This is a genomic window from Serpentinicella sp. ANB-PHB4, assembly GCF_031432315.1.
Taxonomy (GTDB): domain Bacteria; phylum Bacillota; class Clostridia; order Peptostreptococcales; family Natronincolaceae; genus Serpentinicella.
The window spans coordinates 22844-48748 of record NZ_JAVKGO010000013.1 but is presented as its reverse complement, the minus strand read 5'-3'; the positions used below and the strand labels follow the sequence as shown (position 1 = coordinate 48748).

General features: G+C 32.7%; 19 protein-coding genes. 2 read left to right on the top strand and 17 right to left on the bottom strand.

The annotated features are described in order from the left end of the window. Positions 1 to 5: 5 nt before the first annotated feature. The gene (locus RH915_RS09865) at positions 6 to 4100 is read right to left on the bottom strand and encodes a DUF6240 domain-containing protein (protein ID WP_310479745.1); all 4095 of its coding nucleotides are present in this window, start codon (positions 4098 to 4100) and stop codon (positions 6 to 8) included. Positions 4101 to 4500: 400 nt separating this feature from the next. Here RH915_RS09865 and RH915_RS09860 point away from each other — a divergent pair, with 400 nt between their 5' ends. Beyond that, complete coding sequence (locus RH915_RS09860) at positions 4501 to 4947, top strand: YaaR family protein (protein WP_310479744.1); 447 nt, start codon at positions 4501 to 4503, stop codon at positions 4945 to 4947. 311 nt (positions 4948 to 5258) lie between these two features. On the opposite strand, the gene prfB is transcribed toward RH915_RS09860, so the two are convergent. From prfB to RH915_RS09820, 8 genes are all read right to left on the bottom strand, one after another. After that, a protein-coding gene (prfB, locus tag RH915_RS09855) for a peptide chain release factor 2 (RefSeq protein WP_442985504.1) occupies positions 5259 to 6363 on the bottom strand; the annotation gives its coding sequence in 2 pieces (ribosomal slippage) (positions 5259 to 6293 and positions 6295 to 6363; 1104 coding nt in all). Between the two features lie 13 nt (positions 6364 to 6376). Beyond that, complete coding sequence (gene secA / locus RH915_RS09850; protein ID WP_310479741.1) at positions 6377 to 9049, bottom strand: preprotein translocase subunit SecA; 2673 nt, start codon at positions 9047 to 9049, stop codon at positions 6377 to 6379. A 107-nt stretch (positions 9050 to 9156) separates the two neighbouring features. Beyond that, entirely contained in the window at positions 9157 to 9756 is a 600-nt protein-coding gene (locus tag RH915_RS09845; RefSeq protein WP_310479740.1) for a DUF5317 domain-containing protein, read from the bottom strand. A 172-nt stretch (positions 9757 to 9928) separates the two neighbouring features. Next, positions 9929 to 10462, bottom strand: coding sequence for a ribosome hibernation-promoting factor, HPF/YfiA family (hpf, locus tag RH915_RS09840; RefSeq protein WP_310479738.1), 534 nt, complete (start codon positions 10460 to 10462; stop codon positions 9929 to 9931). Between the two features lie 763 nt (positions 10463 to 11225). After that, a complete protein-coding gene (locus tag RH915_RS09835; RefSeq protein WP_310479737.1) occupies positions 11226 to 11678 on the bottom strand; it encodes a flagellar protein FlgN in 453 nt (150 codons plus the stop codon). Between the two features lie 8 nt (positions 11679 to 11686). Then, positions 11687 to 12067: a flagellar export chaperone FliS gene (gene fliS, locus RH915_RS09830; protein ID WP_310479736.1), complete on the bottom strand. Its 381-nt coding sequence runs from the start codon at positions 12065 to 12067 to the stop codon at positions 11687 to 11689. A gap of 28 nt (positions 12068 to 12095) precedes the next feature. Continuing rightward, complete coding sequence (fliD, locus tag RH915_RS09825; RefSeq protein WP_310479735.1) at positions 12096 to 13700, bottom strand: flagellar filament capping protein FliD; 1605 nt, start codon at positions 13698 to 13700, stop codon at positions 12096 to 12098. 16 nt (positions 13701 to 13716) lie between these two features. Then, positions 13717 to 14070: a flagellar protein FlaG gene (locus tag RH915_RS09820; protein WP_310479733.1), complete on the bottom strand. Its 354-nt coding sequence runs from the start codon at positions 14068 to 14070 to the stop codon at positions 13717 to 13719. Between the two features lie 400 nt (positions 14071 to 14470). On the opposite strand from RH915_RS09820, the gene RH915_RS09815 reads away from it, so the two are divergent. Then, positions 14471 to 15289 (top strand): aminotransferase class IV, encoded by an 819-nt coding sequence (locus RH915_RS09815; protein ID WP_310479730.1) that lies wholly within the window; start codon positions 14471 to 14473, stop codon positions 15287 to 15289. 172 nt (positions 15290 to 15461) lie between these two features. Here the strand turns inward: RH915_RS09815 and RH915_RS09810 are convergent, their stop codons facing one another. The 8 genes from RH915_RS09810 to RH915_RS09775 form a co-directional block, all read right to left on the bottom strand. Then, on the bottom strand, positions 15462 to 16958 hold the full coding sequence (locus tag RH915_RS09810) for a sodium-dependent transporter (protein WP_310479729.1): 1497 nt from the start codon (positions 16956 to 16958) through the stop codon (positions 15462 to 15464). Positions 16959 to 17073: 115 nt separating this feature from the next. After that, entirely contained in the window at positions 17074 to 17556 is a 483-nt protein-coding gene (locus RH915_RS09805) for an REP-associated tyrosine transposase (protein WP_310479727.1), read from the bottom strand. 587 nt (positions 17557 to 18143) lie between these two features. Continuing rightward, entirely contained in the window at positions 18144 to 19583 is a 1440-nt protein-coding gene (locus RH915_RS09800; protein ID WP_310479726.1) for an NAD-dependent succinate-semialdehyde dehydrogenase, read from the bottom strand. Positions 19584 to 19722: 139 nt separating this feature from the next. Further along, on the bottom strand, positions 19723 to 20385 hold the full coding sequence (locus RH915_RS09795; protein ID WP_310479724.1) for a gamma-glutamyl-gamma-aminobutyrate hydrolase family protein: 663 nt from the start codon (positions 20383 to 20385) through the stop codon (positions 19723 to 19725). Further along, positions 20382 to 22739 carry a PEP-utilizing enzyme gene (locus RH915_RS09790; protein ID WP_310479722.1) on the bottom strand — a complete coding sequence of 786 codons (2358 nt, stop codon included), beginning with the start codon at positions 22737 to 22739 and terminating at the stop codon, positions 20382 to 20384. Before RH915_RS09790 ends, RH915_RS09795 begins: the two co-directional genes overlap by 4 nt. 5 nt (positions 22740 to 22744) lie before the next feature. Then, on the bottom strand, positions 22745 to 23254 hold the full coding sequence (locus RH915_RS09785; RefSeq protein WP_310479720.1) for an adenylyl-sulfate kinase: 510 nt from the start codon (positions 23252 to 23254) through the stop codon (positions 22745 to 22747). Positions 23255 to 23267: 13 nt separating this feature from the next. Beyond that, positions 23268 to 24035, bottom strand: coding sequence for a phosphocholine cytidylyltransferase family protein (locus RH915_RS09780; RefSeq protein ID WP_310479719.1), 768 nt, complete (start codon positions 24033 to 24035; stop codon positions 23268 to 23270). A 78-nt stretch (positions 24036 to 24113) separates the two neighbouring features. Then, positions 24114 to 25847 carry a sulfatase-like hydrolase/transferase gene (locus RH915_RS09775; RefSeq protein WP_310479716.1) on the bottom strand — a complete coding sequence of 578 codons (1734 nt, stop codon included), beginning with the start codon at positions 25845 to 25847 and terminating at the stop codon, positions 24114 to 24116. Positions 25848 to 25905: the final 58 nt, after the last annotated feature.

The window sequence follows — 25905 nt, the reverse complement described above, 5'->3', positions numbered from 1 at the left end:
ATCACCTATATTTTAACGTCTAACATTCGGTTTGAATTTTGTGGCTCTTCTATGTCTTCAACGGCGGATAATAGGGTTTGGTTTTCCTCTACTCTAAAGGAAAAATCTTTTACCTCGTAGCCTAGGTCTTCTAGCATGCTATAAATTTGCTCTGTGTATTTCTCCACAAAGGCTTGGTCCTCAGCCTTACTTAAACCCATTTTCAAAACTACTTTTTTATAGCTAACCCCAACATACATGTTCACATTGCCAATATTATTGGTATCGAAGTTTAAAAGAACAGACATATTTTTCGGATCAATTTTTTTACTGCCTTTTTTATCATTTAATAAGTAGATTTGCAGATTTTTAAATTGATCATTAATCATCAATGGTAACTGATAGATGGTATCTTGCTTATTTAATCTAACCTGTAGCTCTAAACTATCAAAAAGCTTTTGTCCTGCTCTTTGAACTGCTTCCTTTGTCTCTCTGTCTAATAGATGGGATTTCCCTTCTATTTCTTCTAGTACTTGGGCGATTTGTTCATAGGGTCTTTCTGGTAGCATTTGTCCATTCTTTATTTGCTGGGATAATCCATTTAAGGCATCTCTTAATTGATCCCCTAAAGTCATGAATGCTTCTCCTCGACCCGGCACTTCAAAAGCATTTAAAAGATCGTTCATGGCACTGCCAATTTGATCTTGATTGTTTAAAAAGCGCTCTACATGGGCTACTTCTTTTAAATTCATTGGGATCGCATTTTTCATCAATAGGGATATCACTTGTTCTTTTTGCTGTATATCCATATGCTTTAAACTTTGCATAAACTGCTGTAGCTTATCTTCTGACTGGAATTGACTTTGCTTACTAATTGCTTCAGTTTCTTGTTTTTCTAAGGTTTTGATCGCCTCACCGATGTCTAGTTTTTTGAAATCTTTTAAGATTGTATTTAACTTTTGATTTTCATTTTCTGTTAAAGATTCTCCAAGAGATGCTAATTGATTTTTAAGTTCAAATATATTTTGTAAATTCATTCGATTTAGACCCATTCCATTTTGTACAATGGTTCTTGCCAGTTCTCTGACTTCAGGGTCTTCTGCAACCTGTCCTAACTTTACTTCATTATCCCTTAAATATGTTTTTATGTTGCTTTCCATCCCTTGTGGTAGGGGCATAGGTCTTTCAATGTTTCTTTCCCCTAATTGTTCTAATCCTTCTAGCTCTAAATTTTGCAACTGACTTAATAATTCTTCCTTTGTCATTTCCCCCATTATAAATTGCTGGCTTAATTCTAAAGCTTCTAGGGTTAATGGTAAGTCGTTTCTAATCTGAAAGGCCAGGGTATTTATTTCTATGGATTTTACGGTTTGTAGAAGCTGCAATTTTTCAAATCCACTTTCGAAAAACTTATTATCCTCTGGTTGAGCTGGGCTAATGTTATCAAAATCCTGTTGTACTTCTTGGTTTATTTCTTTGTTTTCTACTGATGTTGCAACTTGCTGGTTAGCGACTTCAAGGTTCTGAAGTGCTCTTTCTATATTTTGTAGGGCTTCTTGTATATTATCTGCTGTTATATTAAGTGTTTGGTGTACCTGTTTATTTGAAGACTCCCTTTCCAGCTGTGTTGAATCCGTAAAAGCCTTTTCTATTTCCATTGCAAGCTCTTGCATATTAGATAGCTTCTCTTTTAGATCTTGTAAGGTTTGTGTATTTATACTTTCTGTTCCTTTTGAAAGATCTAAAGCCTTCATTGCAACTGCTGCTTGTTTAATGTTTTCAATTGCCTGTTTCTCTAGTTTAACTACATACTCTTTGTCCTTTTCAGGTCCATCTTGAATTTGATTTAAGGCTTGTTTCGCCTGATTTAAATTTTGTTTAATTTCCTCTACTTTTCTTTCCAGTGATTCTGTATCTTTTACTTGGTAAGCATCTGTCATTGTTTCCGTCATTTGACTGTTTTGATCTAAATTCTGCTCATAGGCATTGATGTACCCTTCTAACTTAGATAGTGGTAATTTTTCTAGCGAAACCTGTTCTGTGAAAGCTTGTTTTACAGGGTTAAAGGAAAGTTTTTCTGTCACTAGGTCAACCTGACTTTTTATATCGTAAAGATTTTGTATGTTAGCTTTATTGATAGAAACACTATTTTTTATTAAAGCTCTTGCTGCCTCAAAGTCTTCCTTTTCCCCTTTGATGGTCGTAATTTCATTTTGTTTTAAATAACTTTGTACTTTGCTTTCAGCAGCTGCAGGTATTTTTTTTGTTTCTTGTATTAGTTTTACGCCGACATTTTTAAATTGATTGGTTAAACGGGTAATATGTTTTTTAATATTTTCAAGTTTTTCTTCTTTGTTATTTTGCACTACTTCTTTTTCTGATACTTCCTCTATATGTGCTTGATTTTCTTTATTCAGTACCCACTCACGACTCAGTGCAAGTCCTTCCAATGTAACAGGCACCCTATTGTTTACATGAAAAGCAATGGTATTTAGATCCACGGTTTTAACCGTATCAATTGCCTTCGCAACATGAAAACTATATTCTAAGGCAGTAGGTTTTACCTCAGGGGCTGATTTAGTAACACTTTCCATTAGGGCTTCTTGTTGTTTTGGATCTTTACTTGCTATTTTATTTAAAGTATCAAGCTTAAAGTCAATGCCTTTTTTAATTAATGAAACGAAAGTTTTTTCATCTAGTTTTTCTAATTGTTCAATCTTATTTAATAACTCCTGAACATTATTTTTTTCTGTTACTACTTGATGTTGTTTATTTTCCGTATCTACTAATTCAGTAGTTTTATTTTCTTGTTTTTGCACCTCTATTTTTTCTACATCAATCACTTGTTCCTCTATAACCTTTTTATGAACTAGGTTATCTTGATTTTTACCCTCTGTTCCAGAGATTGTTGCTTGTTCTATCTCTGCATCTAGGATCTTTAATTTTTCCACTAAAGTCACAATATCTTCTTGCTCAAAGGCCTCCATGTTATGAATTAACATAGCTGCTTTTTCTGTATTTAATAAAGCTTTTACTTCTTTAATTGCTTCCTTAACTTCAATAACTTTTGTAATATTTTCTTTTGAAGCATCTACGCCTTCTCGTATAAGTGCTTTCGATATAGCCATCTTATCTTTGCTTGGTTCCATATCCGCATCAACCAATAGGGATCTAATATCCTCTTCCATCAGTCGTAAATCTTTTTCTGTCACCTTTTGATTGCTCCCATACATACTTTCATATGCATTACTCACAAAGTGACCCTGTTTTTGCTCAACCTGTATTTTACTTTTAACCACACTATTTTTAAGTTTGTACAGATTTTCGATAGATGTATTAATTTTATTTTTTACCGTCTGCACTAAAGTTTCATCTTCTATCGTTTGAATATTGTCCACTTTGTTTAGCACATCTTGAATACGATTAATATTTTGTTTTGATATTTCTGTCCCTGATTTATGTAAGGCTTTAATCGCATCGGTTACGTCTTTGCCCATTTTACTTCCATAAATCTTTTGTGAAATTTTTTCTGCTTCTTGAGTGGACATTTTTTTCTTCCGAGTAAATAGCTTCATAAATGAAAACTGCTCTTTTTCACTTTTGATCTGTTCAATTTCCTTGGCTATTTTTTGTAAAGATTCTTTTTCAATATCAATATTTTTATCAATCAGCTCAATGGCTGTATCATAATCTAAACCTTCGACTACTTTGCTTAGCTGTTTTTTTGATGCAATAAAAGATTGGATGTTCTCTTTTGATATTTTAATTTTATGATTTTCTAAGGTCTTAAGGGCTTCCTTTGTTTCATCATTAATTGGTAATTGTAACCTTTGTAAAATTTCTTTTTGTTTTTGGCCCTCTTTTGTTGTTTCGACAGCATCTTCTTTTTGAATTAGCTTTGATTCTAGGATTTCTCGCTTATCTATAACAACTTCGTCACCGACTTCAGCTTTTAACTCATTTTTTAACCGAGCTTCAATGACTTTATTTGAACCAATATCTACTTTTACTTTTTCACTTTCTTTTTCTATTAACGTACCTTTTATTTTAAAATTACTTTGTATACGATCATATGTTGGTTGTGCAACCTTTACACGATTTTGATTGGAAATAAAATTCATAGGGTCACCGCCTTTCACTCTACATATTTATCGTCAAATTTTATGTTTTTCTTTAGAAGTGGATGAAATTATATTTGTTGTATTAATGTTCGGCGAATGAGTTTGCCTCTACTTTATATCAGAATATATTTCTGTATTACCATAATAAAATCTTTCTGTCACCCTGAGGGTACCGGGATCTCGGTTTTGCTTCTTCATTGTAGCTTTACACCCGAGATGCTTCATTGCATTCAGCATGACAAAATAACTATAATTGGTCTTGCCGGCGAATGAATTCGCTTCTACTTAACTGAGTTTATATTAATCCTTTACTTTTTCACCTAAATTGCCGATAAATATATTAAGTTGAAAATGACCTAATTATAGGATAAAATATATGTAACAAAAGAGGTGATAATCTATGAGCGGAATAAATGCAGTTAATGCCAGTGATGCAATTAATTTTCCAGAACCTTCTACGAAAAGAAAAGACGTTCAAAAACAAGAATTTTTACAGAAGTTTCAAAACATACAGTCTGACCAGGTACGTAGTCACCTGGAAGGTCTTTATGATAAAATTGCAGACCAGTCTGAAAAAATTAGTGATCGTCTACATCTTAGCGAAGTGGTTAAATATAAAGAATTAGTGAGAGATTTTCTTGATGTTGCAACAAAAAATTCTCATCAATTTTCTAAACAAAACTTTTTAGACCGTCGAGGTCGTCACCGAGTTTATGGAATTGTTAAACAAGTAGACCGGGAGCTTGAAAATTTAACGAAAGAATTCTTAAAGCAAGAAGTAGATCGGATTAGTGTCATAAAAAAATTAGATGATATACGTGGGTTGTTGGTAGATGTATTCATGTAGATAAGATTTAAGCAGAGAATTTTTTCTCTGCTTTTTTATTATGGTCATACCTTTAAGACAAACCCCAGATACTTCACTACCATTCAGTATGACACCTTTTTTTGTCATTCTGAGCCCAGCGAAGGATTTCGTTTTTTTGTTTTTTAAAGTCTAAACCCTATATACCTCATTTAATTTAGTATGACAAACTCAAAGGCGATATTCTTCGACAAGCTCAGGATGGCAGATACCTAGATAGTAAAAGTATAAACTCAAACATCAATTGGATAATAAAAATAAATAATTCAATATAGAAAAAAGCGTTTGGAAGATTAATCTTCCAAACGCTTTTTTAGGTATGCATTAATAAATAAATCGATGTCTCCATCCATGACAACTTGTACATTTCCGGTTTCTGCATTTGTTCTATGATCTTTTACTAGATTATAGGGATTAAATACATAGGACCGTATTTGATTTCCCCAGGCGATCTGGCTATAATCCCCTTTAATGTCATCGATTTTTTCTTTTTGCTCTGTTTGTTTTAATTCTAACAACTTTGCTTTTAGCATTTTCATTGCTGTTTCTTTATTGCTATGCTGAGAGCGTTCATTCTGACATTGGGCAACAATCCCTGTAGGGATATGGGTTATTCTTACAGCAGAATCTGTCTTATTAACATGCTGCCCACCGGCACCACTTGCTCTATAGGTATCTACCCTTAGGTCTGTTTGCTTTATATCCACTTCTACGGAATCATCTAGCTCAGGCATTACATCTACGGAGGCAAAGGATGTTTGTCTTTTTCCTGAGGCATTATATGGGGATATTCTCACTAAACGATGTACCCCTTTTTCCGCCTTTAAGTACCCATATGCATTCATACCTTCAATAAGCAAAGTAGCACTTTTAATACCTGCCTCTGGATCTTCTGTTAGTTCTAAGGTTTTCACGGAATAATCTCTTTTTTCCGCCCACCTTAAATACATACGAAGTAACATTTTCGCCCAGTCTTGGGCATCTAAACCACCAGTACCAGCATGTATGGTTAGAATCCCATTGTTTTTGTCATAAGGACCACTTAACAATGTTTCTATTTTCAGTGCTTCTGCTTTCATTTCTAGATCTTTTAAAGTTGCTTCTAACTCCTCCTCAAAGGAAGGGTCTCCATCTTCAATAAAGGATACCATCATTTGAAGCTCCTCATGACTTTCCACCAAAGCATTAAATAGTGTAAGCTTGTCTTTATGACTCTTTGCTGTTTTAACGGTCTCTTGGGCTTTATCTGGATCATCCCAAAAACTTGCTTCCGCCATTTTTGCTTCAAGTTCTTCAATAATAATTTCTAATTTTTCTATGTCAAAGAGACACCTTCAATTCATTAAGGGTCTTTTCTAATTGATCAATTTGCTGCTTAATTAAATCTATTTGAAACATCTAATGACACCGCCTATCTTCCACAACACTTTTTATATTTTTTACCACTACCACAAGGACACGCTTCATTTCGTCCGACTTGGTCGTTTTTCACAACGGTTTTCGGTTTGGCTGATCCACCCTGATTTGTAGATGTCGGTGTAGCAACTTTTTTACGTTCTACACGACTTTCTTTCTCCATGCCATACATGTATTTAACTGTGTCCCCTTGAATACTTTTAATCATCTCTTGGAACATATCAAATCCTTCTACTTGATATGCACGAACAGGGTCTTGTTGCCCAATTGCTCTTAAACCAATTCCTTGCTTTAATTGATCCATTGCATCAATATGATCCATCCATTTTGAGTCAATCACCTGTAGTAAAACAACTCGTTCTATTTCTCTAATTCGTTCTTGACCGATTTCTTCTTCTTTTGCCTCATATGCTTTCTCACTTACTTCCAGTATTTGTTCTTTTAATGTCTCTGGCGTTAAGGATTCAACATCTTCAAAACTTAACAGCCCTTTAGGTAAATACTGTCCTTCAAGATAGTTAACTAATCCATCTAAATCCCATTCCTCTGGGTACTGAATGCCAGCTGTATAAATTGCAATAGCTTCGTCAGCTATATTTTCAATCATGCTAAAGATGTGCTCTCGCATATTTTCGCCGGATAGCACTTTTTTACGCTCTGTATAAATGACTTCCCTTTGTTTGTTCATTACATCGTCATATTGAAGGACATGCTTACGAATACCAAAGTTTCTACCCTCCACTTTTTTCTGGGCATTTTCTATGGATCGGGATAATAATCCATGTTCTATTGCATCATCATCATCTATTCCTAGTTTTTCTACTAAGCCTTGTATTCTTTCTCCTCCAAATAGACGCATTAAATCATCTTCTAAGGAAATATAAAAACGACTGGACCCAGGGTCTCCTTGCCTCCCGGAACGTCCCCTTAGCTGATTATCAATACGACGAGACTCATGTCTCTCTGTACCAAGAATTTGTAATCCTCCGGCTGCCACTACCTCGTCATGCTCTTTGTCTGTCTTTTCCTTAAATTCTCCAAAAAGTTTCTCATATACTTTTTTGGCTTCAATTATTTCCTCATCTTCTATATCTCTAAATCCAGTAACTTCTGCTAATACTTCATCCGAGTAGCCCTTAGACTTCATATGTTTTTTGGTTAAAAACTCAGGATTACCTCCAAGTAAAATATCCGTACCTCTACCAGCCATATTTGTCGCAATCGTTACAGCACCTTTTCGTCCTGCCTGGGCTACAATTTCTGCTTCTCTTTCATGGTGTTTTGCATTTAAAACTTCGTGAGCTACGCCCCTTCTTTTTAAAAGTTTAGAAAGGTCCTCAGAATTTTCAATAGAAATGGTACCGACTAAAACCGGTTGACCTAATTTATGCTTTTCTTCAACTTCTTCTGCTAATTTTAGAAATTTCCCTTGAACTGTCTTGTAAATAACATCTGGGTTATCTACACGTACAATCGGTTTGTTGGTCGGTATTTCAATAACATCCATACCGTAAATGGAAACAAACTCATCTTCTTCTGTCTTAGCTGTACCTGTCATACCGGCTATTTTTTTATACATTCTAAAATAGTTTTGGAATGTAATTGTTGCTAAAGTTTTGGATTCCCTTTGAACCTGTAATTTTTCCTTTGCTTCTATTGCTTGATGAAGCCCATCACTATAACGTCTTCCAAACATCAATCGACCGGTAAAATCATCTACAATGACAATCTCGCCGTCTTTTACGACATACTCTTTATCTTTTCTCATTAGATTATGGGCTTTTAATGCCTGGTTAATATGATGGGATATCTCTATATTATTGATATCCGATAAATTCTCAATATTAAAGAATTTTTCTGCTCGTTCTACCCCTTCTTCCGTTAGTGCAACGGTGTTTCCTTTTTCATCCACATTGTAATCTACTTCTTTTTTTAAGTTTTTAACAAACTGATCCACAATGCCATATCGATCAGTAGACTTTTGTCCTTGACCCGAAATAATTAGAGGCGTCCTTGCTTCATCGATTAAAATACTATCTACCTCATCGACAATAGCATAGTTTAGTTCTCTCTGGGCCATATCCTCTTTATAAATGACCATATTATCCCTTAAGTAATCAAATCCAAATTCATTATTCGTTCCGTATGTAATATCACTGTTATATGCTTCTTTTCTTTCTTGTGGCGACAACCCATGTACAATTACGCCTACAGATAAGCCTAAGAAATGATACAGCTTACCCATCCAGTCTCTATCCCTTTTTGCAAGATAGTCATTAACTGTAATTACATGTACCCCTTTTCCAGATAACGCATTTAAATAAACCGGCAGTGTCCCTACAAGGGTTTTTCCTTCCCCGGTTTTCATTTCTGCAATACGCCCCTGATGAAGTACAATACCACCGTACAGCTGCACACGGTAATGTTTCATACCTAATACTCGCCAAGATGCTTCTCTTACCGTAGCAAAAGCCTCAGGTAATATATCATCTAATGTTTCTCCCTGGGCTAGTCTCTCTTTTAGTTCTACTGTTTTATTTTTCAGCTGTTCATCGGTCAAGTTCTTATATTCTTGTTCTAACTCTAATATGTGATTTACTGATTTATCTAGTTTTTTTAACTCTCTTTCACTATGTGTCCCAAAAACTTTTTCAAATAATCTTTTCACTATTTCACCTCATTATTGTGTCAATATATTCATCTGAGAAAATAATCATTTCTCATTAATATTGCCTTTTATTGTAACATTATTTATTACTTTCAACAATTACATCCTTAAATCCTTTTATTATAGTCAAATTTAATGGTTTTTGTAGATCTTCGTGACCTATCCGAAGTCATCATGGACTGAATTAATAGAAATAAGCCAATACTAATCAAGATATCACCAACACTTAATATATGTTTAAAGGGATATGCTTCATGTAGTCCAACTATTTTGCCTAGATATACTGTAAATCCATAAGCCTCTTCTAAAGGAATAAACTGGGGTAATAGTCCAGCCTCTATGGAAGTAAGTATACTTTCTGCATTTATTTTTTCTAAAACAGTTGTGTCAATTGGTGTTTTTCCACTATTGAAAAGTATAGCTAAAAAATTAGTTATTGCTCCTATTGTTATTAACCAAATGGATTTATAGTGTAAGTTGAGAAGTAACGCCATGAAGAGTAAGAAATAAGAAAGCATATAAAGATATAACTTTTGTTCTATAGCAAATGGATTCCCTAGGGTAATCATAATATTCGTACCCAACATAATAATTATTGAGAAATACGCAAACACAGGGAACCTTACAGATAAAAAACCCAGTCTTTTCAGACTTCCACCCCGTATTAAACCAAACAAGATACCAAGCAGCAACGCTTCTAATAACATGTGATCAAGCCTCCGATTTTTAATATGTTATTATATCACTTCGTCATAAATCGTCATTTTCCTGCAAGGTTTTTATTGTGAATATATGTAATTTTCATAATAAATAAAAATTCAGGGATGATCATATGATCATCCCTGCTTTATATTTATTTAAAATTTTTTAATCTATTCTTTAAAACTCAGGTTCTATTAATCCGTATTGACCGTCATTTCTCTTATATACAACATTTACTTCATCTGTATCTGCATTGGCAAATACGAAAAAGTTATGCCCAATTAACTCCATTTGTAGTACCGCTTCCTCACTTCCCATTGGTTTTACTGGGAAACGCTTTGTTTTCACTATTTTTGAATCTTCATAATCATCTTTTGGCTCATATGTTGGTATATTTTCAAATCGTATTGTATCATATTTTACATTTCGCTTTTCAAGTTTTGTTTTGTACTTCTTGAGCTGTCTTACAAGTTTATCTACAACTCGATCAATAGAAGAATACATGTCTTCGGTTGCTTCTTCTGCTCTAAGTATTGTTCCACTCATAGGAATCGTTACCTCTATAATTTGTCTATTTTTTTCAACGGATAGGGTTGCTTGTACCTCTGTATCCATTTCAAAATACTTACTGAGCTTTGAAACTTTTTGTTCAACTGCATCTCTTAAAGCATCTGTTACCTCCACATTTCTTCCGCTAATAATAATATTCATAAATACCCAGCTCCTTTCACTTCTATTAAATTAGTTAACAGGTGTTAACTAAAAAAATAATAAGATTAAAATGACTAATCTTGTTAATATAAATACCCTTGTTCATTTAGCATAAACAAATATTTTACAGATTAATATAAGTTTGTACAACTTATTATTTATTATATTACTTTTCGTTGAAAATAAGTAGATAAACTTTACCAAAATTTTTACCGATTGATAGTCATTATCTTTTAAAAACTGTGGATATGTATACAGTTATTTTGTGGATAATGTTGATAATTGTGTTGATAACTCTAATTTCATACCTTGTCCATGTGTATACTTCTGTGTACTAGCAGTTGATAATGTATACCCAAAGTTTTTATGATTAAACATTTCTGGTTTATTCTCAATTGATGTTAGTTATATAGAAAACATCAGAAAATTTAGTAAATATTAAATTACTATGTAATTTATTTATCTCAACTAAAAAAGCACCAAGTAATTTGAATTACTTGGTGCTTTTTTAACGTACATTAAAGCTGACCTGGTCTTTGACCCCACACTCGCCTGCTGGGAGGTTCGCTCGGGGTTACCTCACTACTACTCCTCTCGGTTTTTCCGGCAGGTCTTACTTCTAAGCCGCACCATGATCAATAGCACATTTTTGCTATCTTACGTGGGTCCTTTTGCCTGCGACTGGCCTGGACTTACAACCACAGACCTCCTATGTACCTTATTATTATACGCTAAACCGTACTATTAGACAATGGTCAGTAACCTAGTTTTTTTTATCAAGAAATATAGATGCTCCATCCATCGCTTTTTTACTATAACCTTTATAAGCTTTCACACCGGATCTTACAGACTTTAGCTGTTGTTTTGAATCATTTAGAGACTTTTTTGTTTCTTTTATGTTATTTTTATCCAGCGTGCTAATTTTTTCAATTAAATCCATAATTTCTTTTATTCTATTTTGTAAAGCTTTAAAGGCTTCACTGTGTTCCTCTTTAATTCCTTGTGTTTTTACCTGTTCATACTTTTCCACAAATTCTTTATCTAGTATATCTACTTTTTTCATTAATTTTTGTTTATCACTAATTAGCTGTGTTAACTTTTCTTCGTCCCGATCAACAATCGCTTTTTCTTGATTTTTTGTTAATTGTTCAAGACCCTGCATTAACTTCATTTTTGCTTCACTTAGTTGCATCAAATAATCAATGATTTCTTTCATCCAATCACCTATTTCCCTGTTTTAGCAAGTTTCATTGCTTCTTTCCAGGTGTCTCTCATTTCACGGACCATGTTAAGAGCTTCCTCTAAAGCCTGTTCATCTTTTTTAATATTAGCATCTACAAGACGATCAAGAACAAAGGTGTATAATGCTCTTAAATTTTGAGACATTTCATAATCCATATTTAACGAAATATTTAATTCGTGAATAATATCTTGGGCCCGCTGAATAGCTTCGTTGCTTTTTATGATGTTTTTCTGTTGTATATATAATTTTCCTTGATTAATAAATTTAATTGCCCCATCATACAGCATTAAAGTAAGCTCTGCTGGTCCGGCAGTTTTAACTTTATTCTCTTTGTACTGATTGTAAGGATTTTGCATTGCCATATCATTTCCTCCTGTTAAATCATTCTAGTTATTGTTGATACATCTGCGCCATTAACCAGTCACTTTGAGAATGCATTTCATGTAATGCTTTTTCCATAGCAGAAAATTGTCTCCAATAACGTTCTTCTCGTCTTACCAATAGATCCTCTTCCCGGCTAATTCTTCTATTAATATTTGCCACATCTCTGTCTAATACACTTTGCGACCCACTGGTTACAAAATCTACCAACATATTAGACTGAATGGTTCTATATAAATTGGAATCCCCACCATGACCTGAGCGTCTAATGACTTCCTTCATGCCACTAACCATGTCTTCATACATACGATGAACCAAACCGGTTTCTGAACGTTTTTGCTGAGTCGCATTCCTAATTTCCTCAGCATCCCCCTCCTTAGGTATTTCTTTATCAGAGGTTTGGAATAATAAATTAACAATTCCTTCTGGATCATTATGGATCGCATCTCTCAAACGATCTTCGTTAATCACAAGCTTTCCACCCTCTTGGTAAGCTCCGGTTGTAATTCCAATTTGACTTAGGTGGTTGAAACTCCCAGAATCTACAGCAACATTCTCATATAAGCCATTTCTAATACTACTTGTAACACGATTCAATGTTTCATCATTTCTAAGCAAACCACTTCTTGCTTTTTCCTCCCACAGTTCAATGTCATTTTCGCTCATCGCTTGTTTTTGCTCATCGGTTAATGGTGGAAAATCTCGATAAAATTTTTGACTTGTCAAACCATTTATTTCATCAAGCATTTCATTATAACTATTTACAAATTCTTCAACTTTTCCATAGATGCCGTCGACATCAGTATCTACGTTAATCGTTACCTCAGTGCCAACCGCTGCGCTATTTAGCACTAAGTTAATGCCATAAAAACTCATGTTGTTTGTACTATTTTCTACCACGGTATCGTTAAATTTAACCTTTGCATCTGTTCCCTTAACCCCACCATCTATTATGTCATGTTCTTCACCAAACATTTCACTTAGATCAAAATCAGCACTTGAAAATTTAATCGCCTGATTTTTTCCTGTATTGACCGTAGTAATCATCATTTGATCTAAATTTCTGTCATAAGCTGCTCTCATGCCAATATTTGCATCATTAATTTCTTTAATAAAATCATTGATGCTTGTTTCTCCCTGTTTAATTTCAATTTTCACACTCTCTCCATCACCATTTTCAATGGTAATTTTTCCATCTTGTTTAAATTTATTATCAGCACCTATTATGCCATCTTCATTTTCACCTTTTAACTTAACACTACTTGCCCGGGCAACTGTAGCCATTTCCTTTACTTCAATCGTGTGAGTTCCACTCATTGCTTGGGCGGTTCCAGTGGCACTAACAATATCTTCACGACTGGAATTAGCGGTTTTCACCCAGTCAAATCGATTAATATGACTCTGGTTAATGGTCCTTTCTTGACCAGTAAAGGTTTTTCTTGTATTTAAAACGAAATTTGCCATCGTTCGATTTACATCATGAAAAGCTTCTTGGCGCCATTCTATCCTTTGTCTATCTTGGGTAAAACGATCTACTCGCATACGTTCAGCACGCATTAAGTCTTTTACCATTTGCTCCGTGTCCATACCGGAGGCCATTCCTCCTATACGCATTATAATTCCTCCTTTACTATATACGTTCGTCCACTAATATCCCTGCAAATTCTAACATATACGCCACCATATCTAAAACCTTTTCAGGTGGGATTTCTCTTATCACTTCTTCAGTAGAAGCGTCAATGACTTTCACCATAACTCGATTCGTATCCTCATGTACAGCTCTCTCAAACTGACGTCCAAAGGGCTCAAATCCCTTATTCGCCTTTTCAATGGCTTTTGTCAGCTCTTCTTCACTAATTTCTCTTTCTTTTCTTGTGTTTTCTACCTGATTCATCTCTGATATTTTTGTTTCAACTTCACGGCGTCCTTGCCCTGTCGCTGAATTTGTAGCATACACTTGACTGGTATGGCCTTCAACTCTCATGCGGATCCCTCCTAAATATACATTCTTCTTTACTATTTTATCGGCAGAATTAAATATAAAGTTTAGTTTTTTAATTGAAATAAAGGTAAAAAGAATGTTTTTTTATATGACTTATTTGATAAAATGGAATAATAATAAGCAAACTGATATTTGAGGAAATTGCATAATCCCATTATTGAAAGTTTTCATAGAATAAATTTTAAAAATGTTACCTGAGGTCGCGCCTCATTTGTTGACTTGTAACATTGAATTTATAGTGAACAAACAAGTCGACAAATTCGAAGCAGGGAAGGTATATTTTTTATATTTATTCAACTAAATTTAATTATGCAATTTCCTCATTTAAAATAACATTATATAATGATTCATACTCGTGCATTGTAAAAGGAGGTACTATATATTGAAAAATCATTACTATATTTTAAATAGTCAACCTATACAGGGTTTTCAACCAAACCTAGGGGAATCTTCAAATCAAAAACAAGTTTACGAAGTAATCCGTGTGATTGATTCTGTTCCATTATTTGTTGAAGAACACCTTAAGCGTTTAGAAAAATCTTTAAGTCTTATAAATGCTAGTGTGCACATAGATCTCCACCAACTGCTGCAGGATATTCATAGGCTTATTGAAATGAATCATGTAGTCAGTCAAAATTTTAAAATCTTAGTAAATAATTTAGACTGCAACCCACAAGTATATCTATTTTTGTTAGAAAGCAGATATCCAACAAAAAATTTGTATGATCAAGGGGTACATAGCATCTTATATCAGGCAGAGCGAGAAAATCCGAATGCAAAAATGATACAGCTAAATTTTAGGGAAAAGATCAATAAAAAATTAAAACAGTTAGAAGCTTATGAAGCACTGTTGGTAAATAGCCATGAAGAAATAACAGAAGGTAGCCGTTCTAATCTCTTTTTTGTAAAAGGTAGTACCCTTTATACTCCACCCTCAGAAAACGTACTGATGGGAATTACAAGAGAACGAATACTTCAGCTATGTAATCAATTAGACATCCATGTTGTTGAACAATCTATTCATCGGCATTTTCTTAAAGAAGTAGATGGGCTTTTTTTAACCGGTACTTCACCAAAAATACTACCCATCTCTTCAGTCGATGATTTCACATTTCAATCTCCTACACTACCTGTGATTAAGAAACTTATTGGTGCTTATGATGACTTTATCCTTCAGTACATTATAAACTATACTAAATAAAAATAGGAAACATGGCTAAAAACCATGTTCCCTATTTTTATTTCTTTTTTATATTAAAGGCTTTATTGATTAAATAAAGAAATCCTATGCCATAAAACCCTAGAGTTACAACCATCATCGCTATAGATGCTCCTGACATTTAACCCCTCCTAGTAAATCATTATATTTTAAATTATTTGACTTTAGTTATACCCTTTGTAATATCTCGTCCTTTTCCTACCTTGTTAGCTAACCAATTGTTCAGTGCAAGAGCTGCGGCTATTACAATTGTAAATTGAAATATTACTGTTCCAAAACTTTCTTTCTCAAACGGATGCCACCATGTGTCTGGGTACCAGGTTGTTGACTGATATAACCACCAACCAGTGATCACAACAAAGAACACAGGGAATAAACCTACAAATACTGACCACCATTTTCCAATCTTGAAATCAGCACCTTCAAGGTTGATTACTTCTTTTCTTACCTTTTCTAATCCAAACTTAATTAGTGCAAAGGCAACAAACAATCCACTAACTAGTAATCCAATACTCCATACCCAATCTTGATTATCCATAAAGTGTAGACTATAGGCTGATGGTACACCTAATATAAATCCTGCAACAGCAATGTAAATTGTGGCTTTTTTTCTTTCAATGCCCATGTCCATTAGGTTTCTTACGCCTACTTCAATCATTGGTAGTAAAGAGGAAAGTGCAGCTAAGGCCATTGCACCAAAGAATATTGCTGCAATTAAATTACCCAAAGGCATCTCCGTAAATAATTGAGATAAATAAACAAATGTAATACCAGTATTTCCTTGCGCCATGGCTTCTTCAGCAAACTGCTGTGTTGAAGACAAGGCAAATATTGCTGGTAAAACTGTCATCCCAGCAACTAATGCACCTAAGTGATCCCCAAAACCCATAATTAAACAGTTTCCACCAATATCCTCTTTTTGCTTTGTATAAACAGCATAGGTGATAATAAATCCCCACCCGGCTCCTGTAGACCAAGCAGCCTGAGTAAAGGCTTGAATCCAAATGTTATGATCTGTTAACATGCTCAAATCAGGATTGAATAAATATTCTAATCCTTGGGCAGCACCAGGTAAAGTAATGGCTCTAATTGCTGCTAAAACTAATAGTATAAATAATGTCGGAATCATAATTTTGGATGCTTTTTCTATTCCCTTCGTAACACCACGATATATAATGAGGCCTGCAATAATCATCGCAATAAAATGGAATAAAATTGTTTGACTCGGTGTTGTTGTGAAAGTGTCCCAAATTGCCTCTGTTGCCACCGTATCCATACCTGGCTTAAACGTCCCTGATATAGCTAAAGTAAAGTATTTAATACACCAGCCCATTACTACGGAATAATAAAACATAATTCCTAAACAGACTACAGCTACCCAAGTTCCCATCCAAGTATATTTCTTACCAGCAAAGTCTCTAAAAGCACCAATTGTACCTAAACCAGTTTTTCTACCCATTACCATCTCACCCATTAGTAATGGTATTGCCCATACAAATAATGCAATTGTCCAAGCAATAATAAAAGGTCCACCACCATTTTGTGCAGCTACCCTCGGGAAACGCCATATGTTTCCGGTACCAATTGCCATACCAACAGCCGCCATAATAAAGCCCCAACGACTGCCCCATTGTTCATTTTTTTGACTCATCTTTTTCCCTCCTATAAAACTTTTATGATTGTATCTCATAATATATTGTTGTTGTGGCGAATGAATTCGCCTCTACTTTTTTGACGTAATCCTTGAATATCCTGTAGCTTCGAATTCATTCGAAGCTTTCCATCATAAGCAACTCAAACTTTCTATCAGCATTAAAATAAAAGTTATAACTTGAGTATGTATAATCTTCTGGCACTAAATCAATCCCTTTTTTACAAGGATTATGATGTATGTATTCCATTACTTCCAATAGTTGATTATCATTTCTTATCGCCATATCATAAAATCCTTTTTGAAAAACACTACCTGTTCTTTTCTGTAATCTATTATAATATCTTGAAAAACTCCCTTTAACTTTCTTCATTATTTCTGAGATATTTTCTTTTCCAGTTGGTTGTAGAAGTAGATGTATATGATCTGGCATAACAACAAATGCTTTTAAATTAAATGGACACTGTAATTTGTATTGAGTAAGTATGTGAATTAACAAGTCACATATAATGGGATCTTTAAAAATTGATTCTCTGTTTTCAGTTATAGTAGTAATAAAGTAATAACAATTTTCTTCATAATAATGTTTCAGAGACATGACTAATCTCCTTTTGTTATTTGACAGTCTTAACCGGCGAATGAATTCGCCTCTACTTTTTTACGTAATCTTTGATTATCCTTGTAGCTTCGAATTTATTCGAAGGTTTCATTGAGTAATATAAAATTTTTCTTAATAACCTAGTTTTAATTATCTAACTTTTTATAAAGTTTGTTACTTTTTTTGACGTAATCATTGTTTATCCTGTAGCTTCGAATTCATTCGAAGGTAACCTAAAGTTTCTATATAAATATGCACGTCTTTGAATGTTTACTCATTTATTATAGTATATATTCAACATATTTACAAAAATATTTCTATTTATGCATAAAAAAGCTGTTATCTTTACTTAAATATAAAGACAACAGCTTTAACTTTATAATAATACTTTTATGCATTTTCTCATCCTGAACATAGTGAAGGATCTTAAGCAGATGACCAAAAATAAGTTTTGTGTCAGTCGCTTAGTTAAAAATAATTAATTTCTTACATTGGTCAGACTAAAGAAATTATGCATTTTTAAAACATTTTGTGATAATTTTGTCATCCTGAACATAGTGAAGGATCTCGGTTTTTATCTCGTATAACTATATCTGAACAGAAACATATTTTGTCTCAAGAAACCCTTCTATCCCATGGTGTCCACCTTCTCGACCTAATCCACTTTCTTTAAAACCACCAAAAGGAGCTTCTGGTGTAGAAGGCGATCCATCATTTACACCGACAATTCCGTAATCTAAAGCTTCAGATACTCGAATAGATCTGGCTAAAGATTCTGTATAGAAGTATGCTGCCAATCCATAATTGGTATTGTTTGCCCTTTCAATCACTTCTTCCTCTGATTTGAAAGACAACACTGGGATAACTGGACCAAAGGTTTCTTCCTTCATAATTAGCATATCTTCTGTAACATTTGATAACAGGGTAGGCTGTAAAAAGTGTCCTGGGGTATTTCCTTCAGCTTTGGATCCCTTTCCCCCAAACTCAATTTTTGCTCCCTTATTCACTGCATCTTCAATGTGTTTTTCTACTTTATTGTATACACTTTCGTCAATCAATGGTCCTAGATTAACCCCTTCTTCCAAACCATTACCAACACGATAATCTGCTAGCTTACTTTTTATCTTTTCTATAAATTTATCAACAATACTCTCTTGTATATAAAAACGATTCGAAGCTACACAAACCTGACCACAATTTCTTAGCTTTGATGCTAATGCACCGGTAACCGCTTTATCTAAATCCGCATCCTCAAAGGCAATGAATGGGGCATGTCCACCAAGCTCTAAAGAAATACGTTTTACTGTTTCTCCCGCTTGGCCCATTAATATCTTACCTACCTCCGTTGATCCTGTGAAAGTGAGCTTGCGAACTCTAAAATCAGACATAATTGTTTTACCAATTTCATTTGCATTTCCAGTAACTAAGTTAACAACGCCTTTTGGGAATCCTGCCTTTTCACACAGATCCATTATCTTTATTGCTGTAATTGGTGTTTGAGACGCTGGTTTAATTACCATGGTACATCCAGCTGCTAATGCAGGTGCTAACTTTCTCGTAATCATGGCAGCGGGAAAATTCCAAGGAGTAATAGCTGCTACCACCCCTACAGCTTGTTTTAAAACTCGAATTCTTTTATTTTCTTTTGAAGCTGGAATTGTTTCTCCATAAACCCTCCTCGCTTCCTCTGCATACCACTGAACAAATCCCGCAGCATACATTACTTCCCCAATGGCTTCTTGTAACGGTTTTCCTTGTTCCATTGTCATAGTTCTTGCTATATCCTCTTTATTCTCCAGTAACAAATGATAAAGCTTCCATAAATAATTTGCTCTTTCAGAAGCTGTTGTTGTTGACCAGCTTTTAAACGCATTATTAGCTGCATCAATTGCCTTTTTCGTTTCAGTTTCACCGACTTTTGGTACATATCCAACAACCTCTCCTGTGGCTGGATTGGTTACAGTAATTTGTTCTTTGTTCATTGACTCTATCCATTGTCCGTCGATATAAATTTTATAGCTTTTCATAAAAATACCTCCATCATTTTTTCGTATAATTAATTATACCCAAAATTAAATGGAGGTACACAGGTTTTGTTTCTTAGTTTGAAACAATTAATTAGTTTAAACCGACAAAAGTTATCTGCTTTTACTAATTAGTATTTTATTACAAATCAAAATGATTTTTAAATAATAATAAGTCACTTTCCTTAAATGGTTTTTCTCTCTCTGGATGCCACATTTGTGCATAAATCATACTCGTAGGATGTTCAACTGCTTCTACAATACCATCTTTTGAAACTGCAGAAATTTGTAATTTAGAACGTGTATGTTTATCACAATTTATCTTATTAAATAGATGACTACTAATAGCATATTCATGATATGAATTAACTTTCTCCTGTCTATTTAATATATTGTAATACTTAGTATTTTTTGAAACATTTATTTCATGTTGTACGGCTACATGATTATTAAATGAATAAAGCGGATATCCAAAAGAATCAAGAATTATTTGCATCCCCCTACAAACACCTAATATAGGTATCTTATTGTAAATAGCATAATCTATTAGATTTTTTTCAAGAGTATCTCTTTTAATATCAACTGCTTTTTTTGTTAGGGATCCTAGATTATTTCCACCAGTAAGTATGATTCCCTGTATATCAAAATTACTTATAAAGCTAGTACTGTCATATTCACTAGGAAGGATTATAGGCACAGCACCAATCTCTCTAATAAAACGTCCCCAGTTTATATCTAATGCATCTCTAACTTCATAATAGCTTTCATTTTCTATAATTCGCTGTGACACTAATATTTTTTTCATGATATCACCCGAACCTGTTTGTTCAGAGCATCTATTTCGAGTGTATCCGCTCTAGACCATGTTTTAAAATTTTTTTCACCAGCTCCTATTACAGCAGGTATTCCTAATTCAGCACAACGAATAGCCATATGAGAGTTGGCCCCTCCAAATTGTGTTATTAGTCCCCCTATATTTTTAGAAAATAAAAAATCATATCCAGGATCTGCTGATTCTATGAAAATTATCTTTCCTTTCAGATTGCTATTTTTTATTTTATTTTCTAAAATAATTTTTTCTCGCACTTTCTTTAATGTTATATAATTAGGCTCTTCTAAAAGCAAAGAAAAATGATAAATATCTTCTGCTTCTATAATTACACTGGGTAACTTCACTGCTTCTGTGTATACATAAAACTCCTTATTCTTATTAATATCTTGTTTGAAAATATCTTTTACATCTCTGTGATCTAGCGTTGAATATAGTTCTTTTATGCGTTGAAAATCTAAAAAAGCTAAATCGTCTCTGTTAAATCCGTACTTATTTCCAAAGGTTATAATAAGTTGGATAATTCTACTAAGAGATTTAGTAAAAATATATTTTGCATACTCCCTGCCCTCAATAGCTTCCCTAATAAATGTAATTAACTCGTCTGAATTAATCTGAACTCCATTTTCTTGTAATGCCTGATCTATTTCTCTCATTTGTTTATTAGTAAACTCGAATTTTTCCTCGATAGATATTTCCATCTGATCAACATTAAAGTAATTATCGAAATCCTCATCATATCTTAATGATAAAATGTCATATGTACCTGGTCTTATATGACCGTATTTATTTAGAAAGTCTTGTTTTTTCATTTTATTTTTGGATACACTTAACAAATCCACATTCATCTGTTTGTTAATTGTGTTCAAAGAGTTCATAAAGGAATTATATTCTTCCCGAGTCATAATACCCATAGATATTAACGATTCTAAAAACTGTATTGCTATAAATCCAGTTCTTGCAATTCCAGCAAAAGGTAGCGTTCCATATCTTTTGCAATCTTCACTTAACCAGTAGATTTTATCTACAATAGCTAGATCAGAGTTCATCACTTTTTCATATTTCTTTTCTAATATACTAACTTTTTGAAGGTCTTTTTTATACAATCCATCTTTAGGATCAATGATGTTATTTGTCATTTCAAGTAATGCAAACTCTATTCTTTTAATTTCATTTTTAGTAAATCCATAGGGTAATAAATCTTCTAATTTATCTGCTAAATTTAAGTAATAACAAGAATGTACAATTTCAAATTCAACTTTATCATGATATGTAGGAATTTCACTTAGTCTATGAAGATAAAAATCCATTAATTTTTCAGCTATATTTTCATTCAACGTTTTCGGTATAAATGAGTTAAATGAAGCTCTCACATCTATATAGGGAACACCCAAGAAAGAGATTAAAAGTGGGTGAGACCGCAAATTTCTATAACCATAGTTATCTCGTTGATATGCCCATATATTATCCATAATTAATTCTTTATATAAGGATATTGCAAGCTTCTTAGGTCTTAACCCTACTATCTCAGCTGGATTCCAATCAGGCATTACACCAAAAATAGCTTTTCTACCTAGTAAATTTGGGTGAGGTGAAGACAATTTCTTTATCTTTTTTTTCATTTTTTTTAATGGATCATCTAAGTTAATATTCGATAAATCTTTCTTGCCAGACTTAACAATAGGTCGAACCTGAAAGATGAATATATTTTCTCTCCCATCTACTCCAAATTCAATATCTAAAAAAGAGTTATTAAAAATTTTTTCTAACACTTTACATGATTTGATAACTTTATTAACTAAATTGTTTCCTCGACTAATAGGTTTGTGTTTGTAAACAATATTCGTTGTTAAAGCATTAGTTTTCCCACTAGTAACAGTATCACTAGTTTTCCCTTCATCATAATTTATAATGTAATAAGGTGCTAACGTATCTATATCAGCAGTAAATACAACCCCAGAATATTTAAGATCTTTTAACATTGGTTGAATTAATACTTCATCATCATCTTCTACTCTGCCATAAGATAAAAATACTTTTGTAAGTGCTTGTCTTAAAGCCTCAATATCATTCTTGTAAACATTTAATTCTGTATGAAATTTACCAGCACTAGAGGTTTCAATCGTATCTTCACTCTTTGATGAAGAACGTATGATAAGGTATTCATTATCAAAATATTCTTGTATTTCTTTTAGACGTTGTTTCTCATTTATGAAATAATCTTTTCTGCTAGCGATGTATATAGGAAGGACTCTTGCATCTTCCAAGTCATGTTTTTGTAAATATTTTAACGTTTCTGCTTTTGTTTTGAAATTATACGTTTTTGACACTTCCATCACTTCCCATCGAAATCAATTAGATCTAGTATCTTATTTATGTTCCCTTGAAGGTGTACCTTTTCATTATTCTTTATAATAAGGTTTGGTTGTTTAGGTATATCATACGATAGATCAACACCAATAACATTTTTTATTTCACCTTTTAGCGCCTGTGTATATAAACCTTTCTGGTCACGCTTTAATAGTTCATCAAATGTGACTTCGATAAAAATTTCATAATATTCACTGAAATTTTCTCTATTCATCTTATGTATTTCATTAAATAGGGATATGGTAGAACAGACTACATTAATTTGCTGATTTTCTAACTGCTTACACAAGTTAGAAATTTTTTTTGCCACGATTAATCTATTCTCTAAAGAGTACCCGTAGCTTCCTATTACCTCTCTAAAAACATCTCCATCAAGATAAACAGTATTAATATGATATTCTTTAATTTTAGAATATACTTGTCTTCCTATTGTTGTCTTTCCAGAGCCTGCTAGACCTGTAATCCAAATTACCATACTCTCACCCACTCTATATAAAATATTCTTCTAATATTTTCAAATCATCAGTGGTATCAATTTCAAGCCATCCACCATAAACTTCAACAGCCTTTACTTTAAAACCCTTATTAATTAAAAGTTGTATAAATGTTGTCATATACATATTATTAAAGTTTTTACCATCGTAATTTCGATTTTTATCTAAGTTATGATAAAAAGATTTTACTTTCTCTATAACTCTCTTCGATATTTTTATTAATCCTATGTACTGTCCATCTATGTCAGAGTAGTCTCTTGGTTTTTTTCCTAACTCTCTGATATAGCCTTCGTTGTCAATCTTCATACTTTCAGCATCCTCTAAAGGGTTATCCATACGCATTTCCCATAGTTCTTTCCAGTTTTTATCAACTACAACACTAATCTCTGAGTCATCCTTAATTAAATCTGTCAGGATATTTTGATTGTAAATTATATCCGCATATGATACTATCAAATCCTTATTACAGTCAAAATAGCTTTCAGCACAAAATAGAGTTTGTACCATATTTGTACTATGATATTTAGGATTGTGATACAAATCTACATTTTTTTCTGTATAAATTTTTTTTATATGTTTTCTGAGAACATCATCTTTATATCCAGTTACAATTCCAATATCCTGTAAATTTTTTTCATCTATAGCATCTAATATATAATTAATTATGGGTTTTTCACGATATAGTACCATACATTTAGGCTTGTCTTCTGTAAATGGTCTAAGGCGTTTTCCTTCTCCAGCTGCTAGAATGATCGTTTTCATAAATATATTACTTCCTTTCCAACTATAGATTGAGATGATAACTTTCCTCACTTCGTAACTTTAATAAATATAATATGACTAAATAAAATCAGTTTTACTTTTTAAGCACTTTATTCTATCTTCATAACTTTCACTTTTTATTAAGTTGTTAGATTCATCAGAAATTAAATAATATTCTTCAGTTCCATCTCCCCATAAAATATATTTATCTTTTTTTCCTCTGATCGCTCTAAATCCAGAAGTTAACTTTGACTGTCCTTGTTTAATTAACTTATTTTTTATATCCTTATTGTAAATCGGTTCAAGTTGGATTTCTACAAAATGTCTTTCACTTGTAATTGTATCTTTTCTGTTAACTAAATTTAAAATTAACTTTCCTAAATCTATGGTGCTAAATAACTTATCTTCACGTTCAGTATTTAAATATTCTGATTTTACTATTAGTGGAACGTGAATGTTAGACTCTTTACATTCATATCTAGAAGAATCATTCCTATCTAAGTCTGGTGCTCCATGATCGCTAAATACAATAATAGAATGATTGTTCGGTAAAAAATCAAAAAAATATTCTAATTGTTCATCTAAATAAATTAAACTTTCTCTTCGTTGGGTAAGTATATTTTTTCGTTCTTGGTCATTTAATGTTTTTATATCTGTTAAATTAATATTAAAAGGTTTTAAAGAATGGTTTCCACAGAAATATGGTTCATGACTTTCACAGTATAAATGGTTGAAAGAAAATAAACTATCCTCTTCTATACTATATAGTTCAATTAAAAGTTCCCAAAAAGTTTCCGGTGCTGTTTTATATTTAGGTTTATTTAATTTTACATTATGAAAATGATCATTGGGACCAATAATATTTTTCATAAGGTTTATAAATAACTTGTATCTTTTTTTTATTAGATTTCTTATCCACATACTATCTTTAAGCTCTACATTGGTTAATTCCGAATCTTCATATAATATATGCTTTTCATTTAATATAACTGTTATAACTTCTCTAGTAAAAGTGGAGGGACTAAAAGCTTGTGTAAAATGCTTATTTTCATTAGATAACTTAGCTAGATTTTTCATAATACTAGTCCCATCATGCTCAGCACCATATACATCTTTTGCTTTTAATCCATCTAGTAAAAACAACGATATATCTTGTCCTTTGGATTTTTTAGCAATTTCTCTCTTTACAGTTAGTAAAAAATCATTCAGTTCAACTAAAAGACTCTCAAATAGATGGTAGTTATCATAGCGTAGTACAATATATTCTTTTATAAAATTTATAGCATACTTGAAGTCTTTTATGTGTAAATATTGATTAATTAATTCTTTTAAGTAATATTGCTTTTGATCAGTTTTTTGTTCCTTTAAATAGAGTTCTTTCAGTCTGAAAATTATATTATATTCTATATATGTAAAATCAGTAATTTCAATACCATACAATTTGGTGAAATCTTGATATATATCTATAGCTTTTATGTTTTTATCTTCTAGTTCTTTCATGATTTCTTCTTTGTAATTATAATGTGCTATTATAGCTATATCTACTGAATCTTTTTCAATAAAATCTGCATGCTTAATTTTGAACCCTTCAATTTCTTGATTAACTGATTTTAAATCTTTATCATATAGCCCTTTGATCTTACTTTTATCAGGTATATAATCTAATATTTTGGTCATTCTTGGCATAGAACCCCTAATACCAATCTTTTGTTCTGATGGAATCTCATCTAGCCTTCTTAAAAAAGTTTTTTGTATTGGGGAATGTAGCATATCATATTTTTGCAATATGCTTTCTAATAGTTCTTCTAACATAATCTCCCTCCTTTTACCATTTATTATTCCATGGTATAACTAAGTTATAGATTAAGAT

Coding starts and splice junctions, on each gene's coding strand:
- RH915_RS09865 (WP_310479745.1), bottom strand. CDS start 4,100: ATGAATTTTATTTCCAATCAAAATCGTGTAAAGGTTGCACAACCAACA.
- fliS (WP_310479736.1), bottom strand. CDS start 12,067: ATGGCAATGCAAAATCCTTACAATCAGTACAAAGAGAATAAAGTTAAA.
- RH915_RS09810 (WP_310479729.1), bottom strand. CDS start 16,958: ATGAGTCAAAAAAATGAACAATGGGGCAGTCGTTGGGGCTTTATTATG.
- RH915_RS09780 (WP_310479719.1), bottom strand. CDS start 24,035: ATGAAAACGATCATTCTAGCAGCTGGAGAAGGAAAACGCCTTAGACCA.
- RH915_RS09860 (WP_310479744.1), top strand. CDS start 4,501: ATGAGCGGAATAAATGCAGTTAATGCCAGTGATGCAATTAATTTTCCA.
- RH915_RS09820 (WP_310479733.1), bottom strand. CDS start 14,070: ATGAGAGTTGAAGGCCATACCAGTCAAGTGTATGCTACAAATTCAGCG.
- RH915_RS09805 (WP_310479727.1), bottom strand. CDS start 17,556: ATGTCTCTGAAACATTATTATGAAGAAAATTGTTATTACTTTATTACT.
- RH915_RS09795 (WP_310479724.1), bottom strand. CDS start 20,385: ATGAAAAAAATATTAGTGTCACAGCGAATTATAGAAAATGAAAGCTAT.
- fliD (WP_310479735.1), bottom strand. CDS start 13,700: ATGCGTATAGGAGGAATGGCCTCCGGTATGGACACGGAGCAAATGGTA.
- RH915_RS09845 (WP_310479740.1), bottom strand. CDS start 9,756: ATGTTATTAGAAGCGTTGCTGCTTGGTATCTTGTTTGGTTTAATACGG.
- RH915_RS09800 (WP_310479726.1), bottom strand. CDS start 19,583: ATGAAAAGCTATAAAATTTATATCGACGGACAATGGATAGAGTCAATG.
- RH915_RS09775 (WP_310479716.1), bottom strand. CDS start 25,847: ATGTTAGAAGAACTATTAGAAAGCATATTGCAAAAATATGATATGCTA.
- hpf (WP_310479738.1), bottom strand. CDS start 10,462: ATGAATATTATTATTAGCGGAAGAAATGTGGAGGTAACAGATGCTTTA.
- RH915_RS09835 (WP_310479737.1), bottom strand. CDS start 11,678: ATGAAAGAAATCATTGATTATTTGATGCAACTAAGTGAAGCAAAAATG.
- RH915_RS09785 (WP_310479720.1), bottom strand. CDS start 23,254: ATGGTAATTTGGATTACAGGTCTAGCAGGCTCTGGAAAGACAACAATA.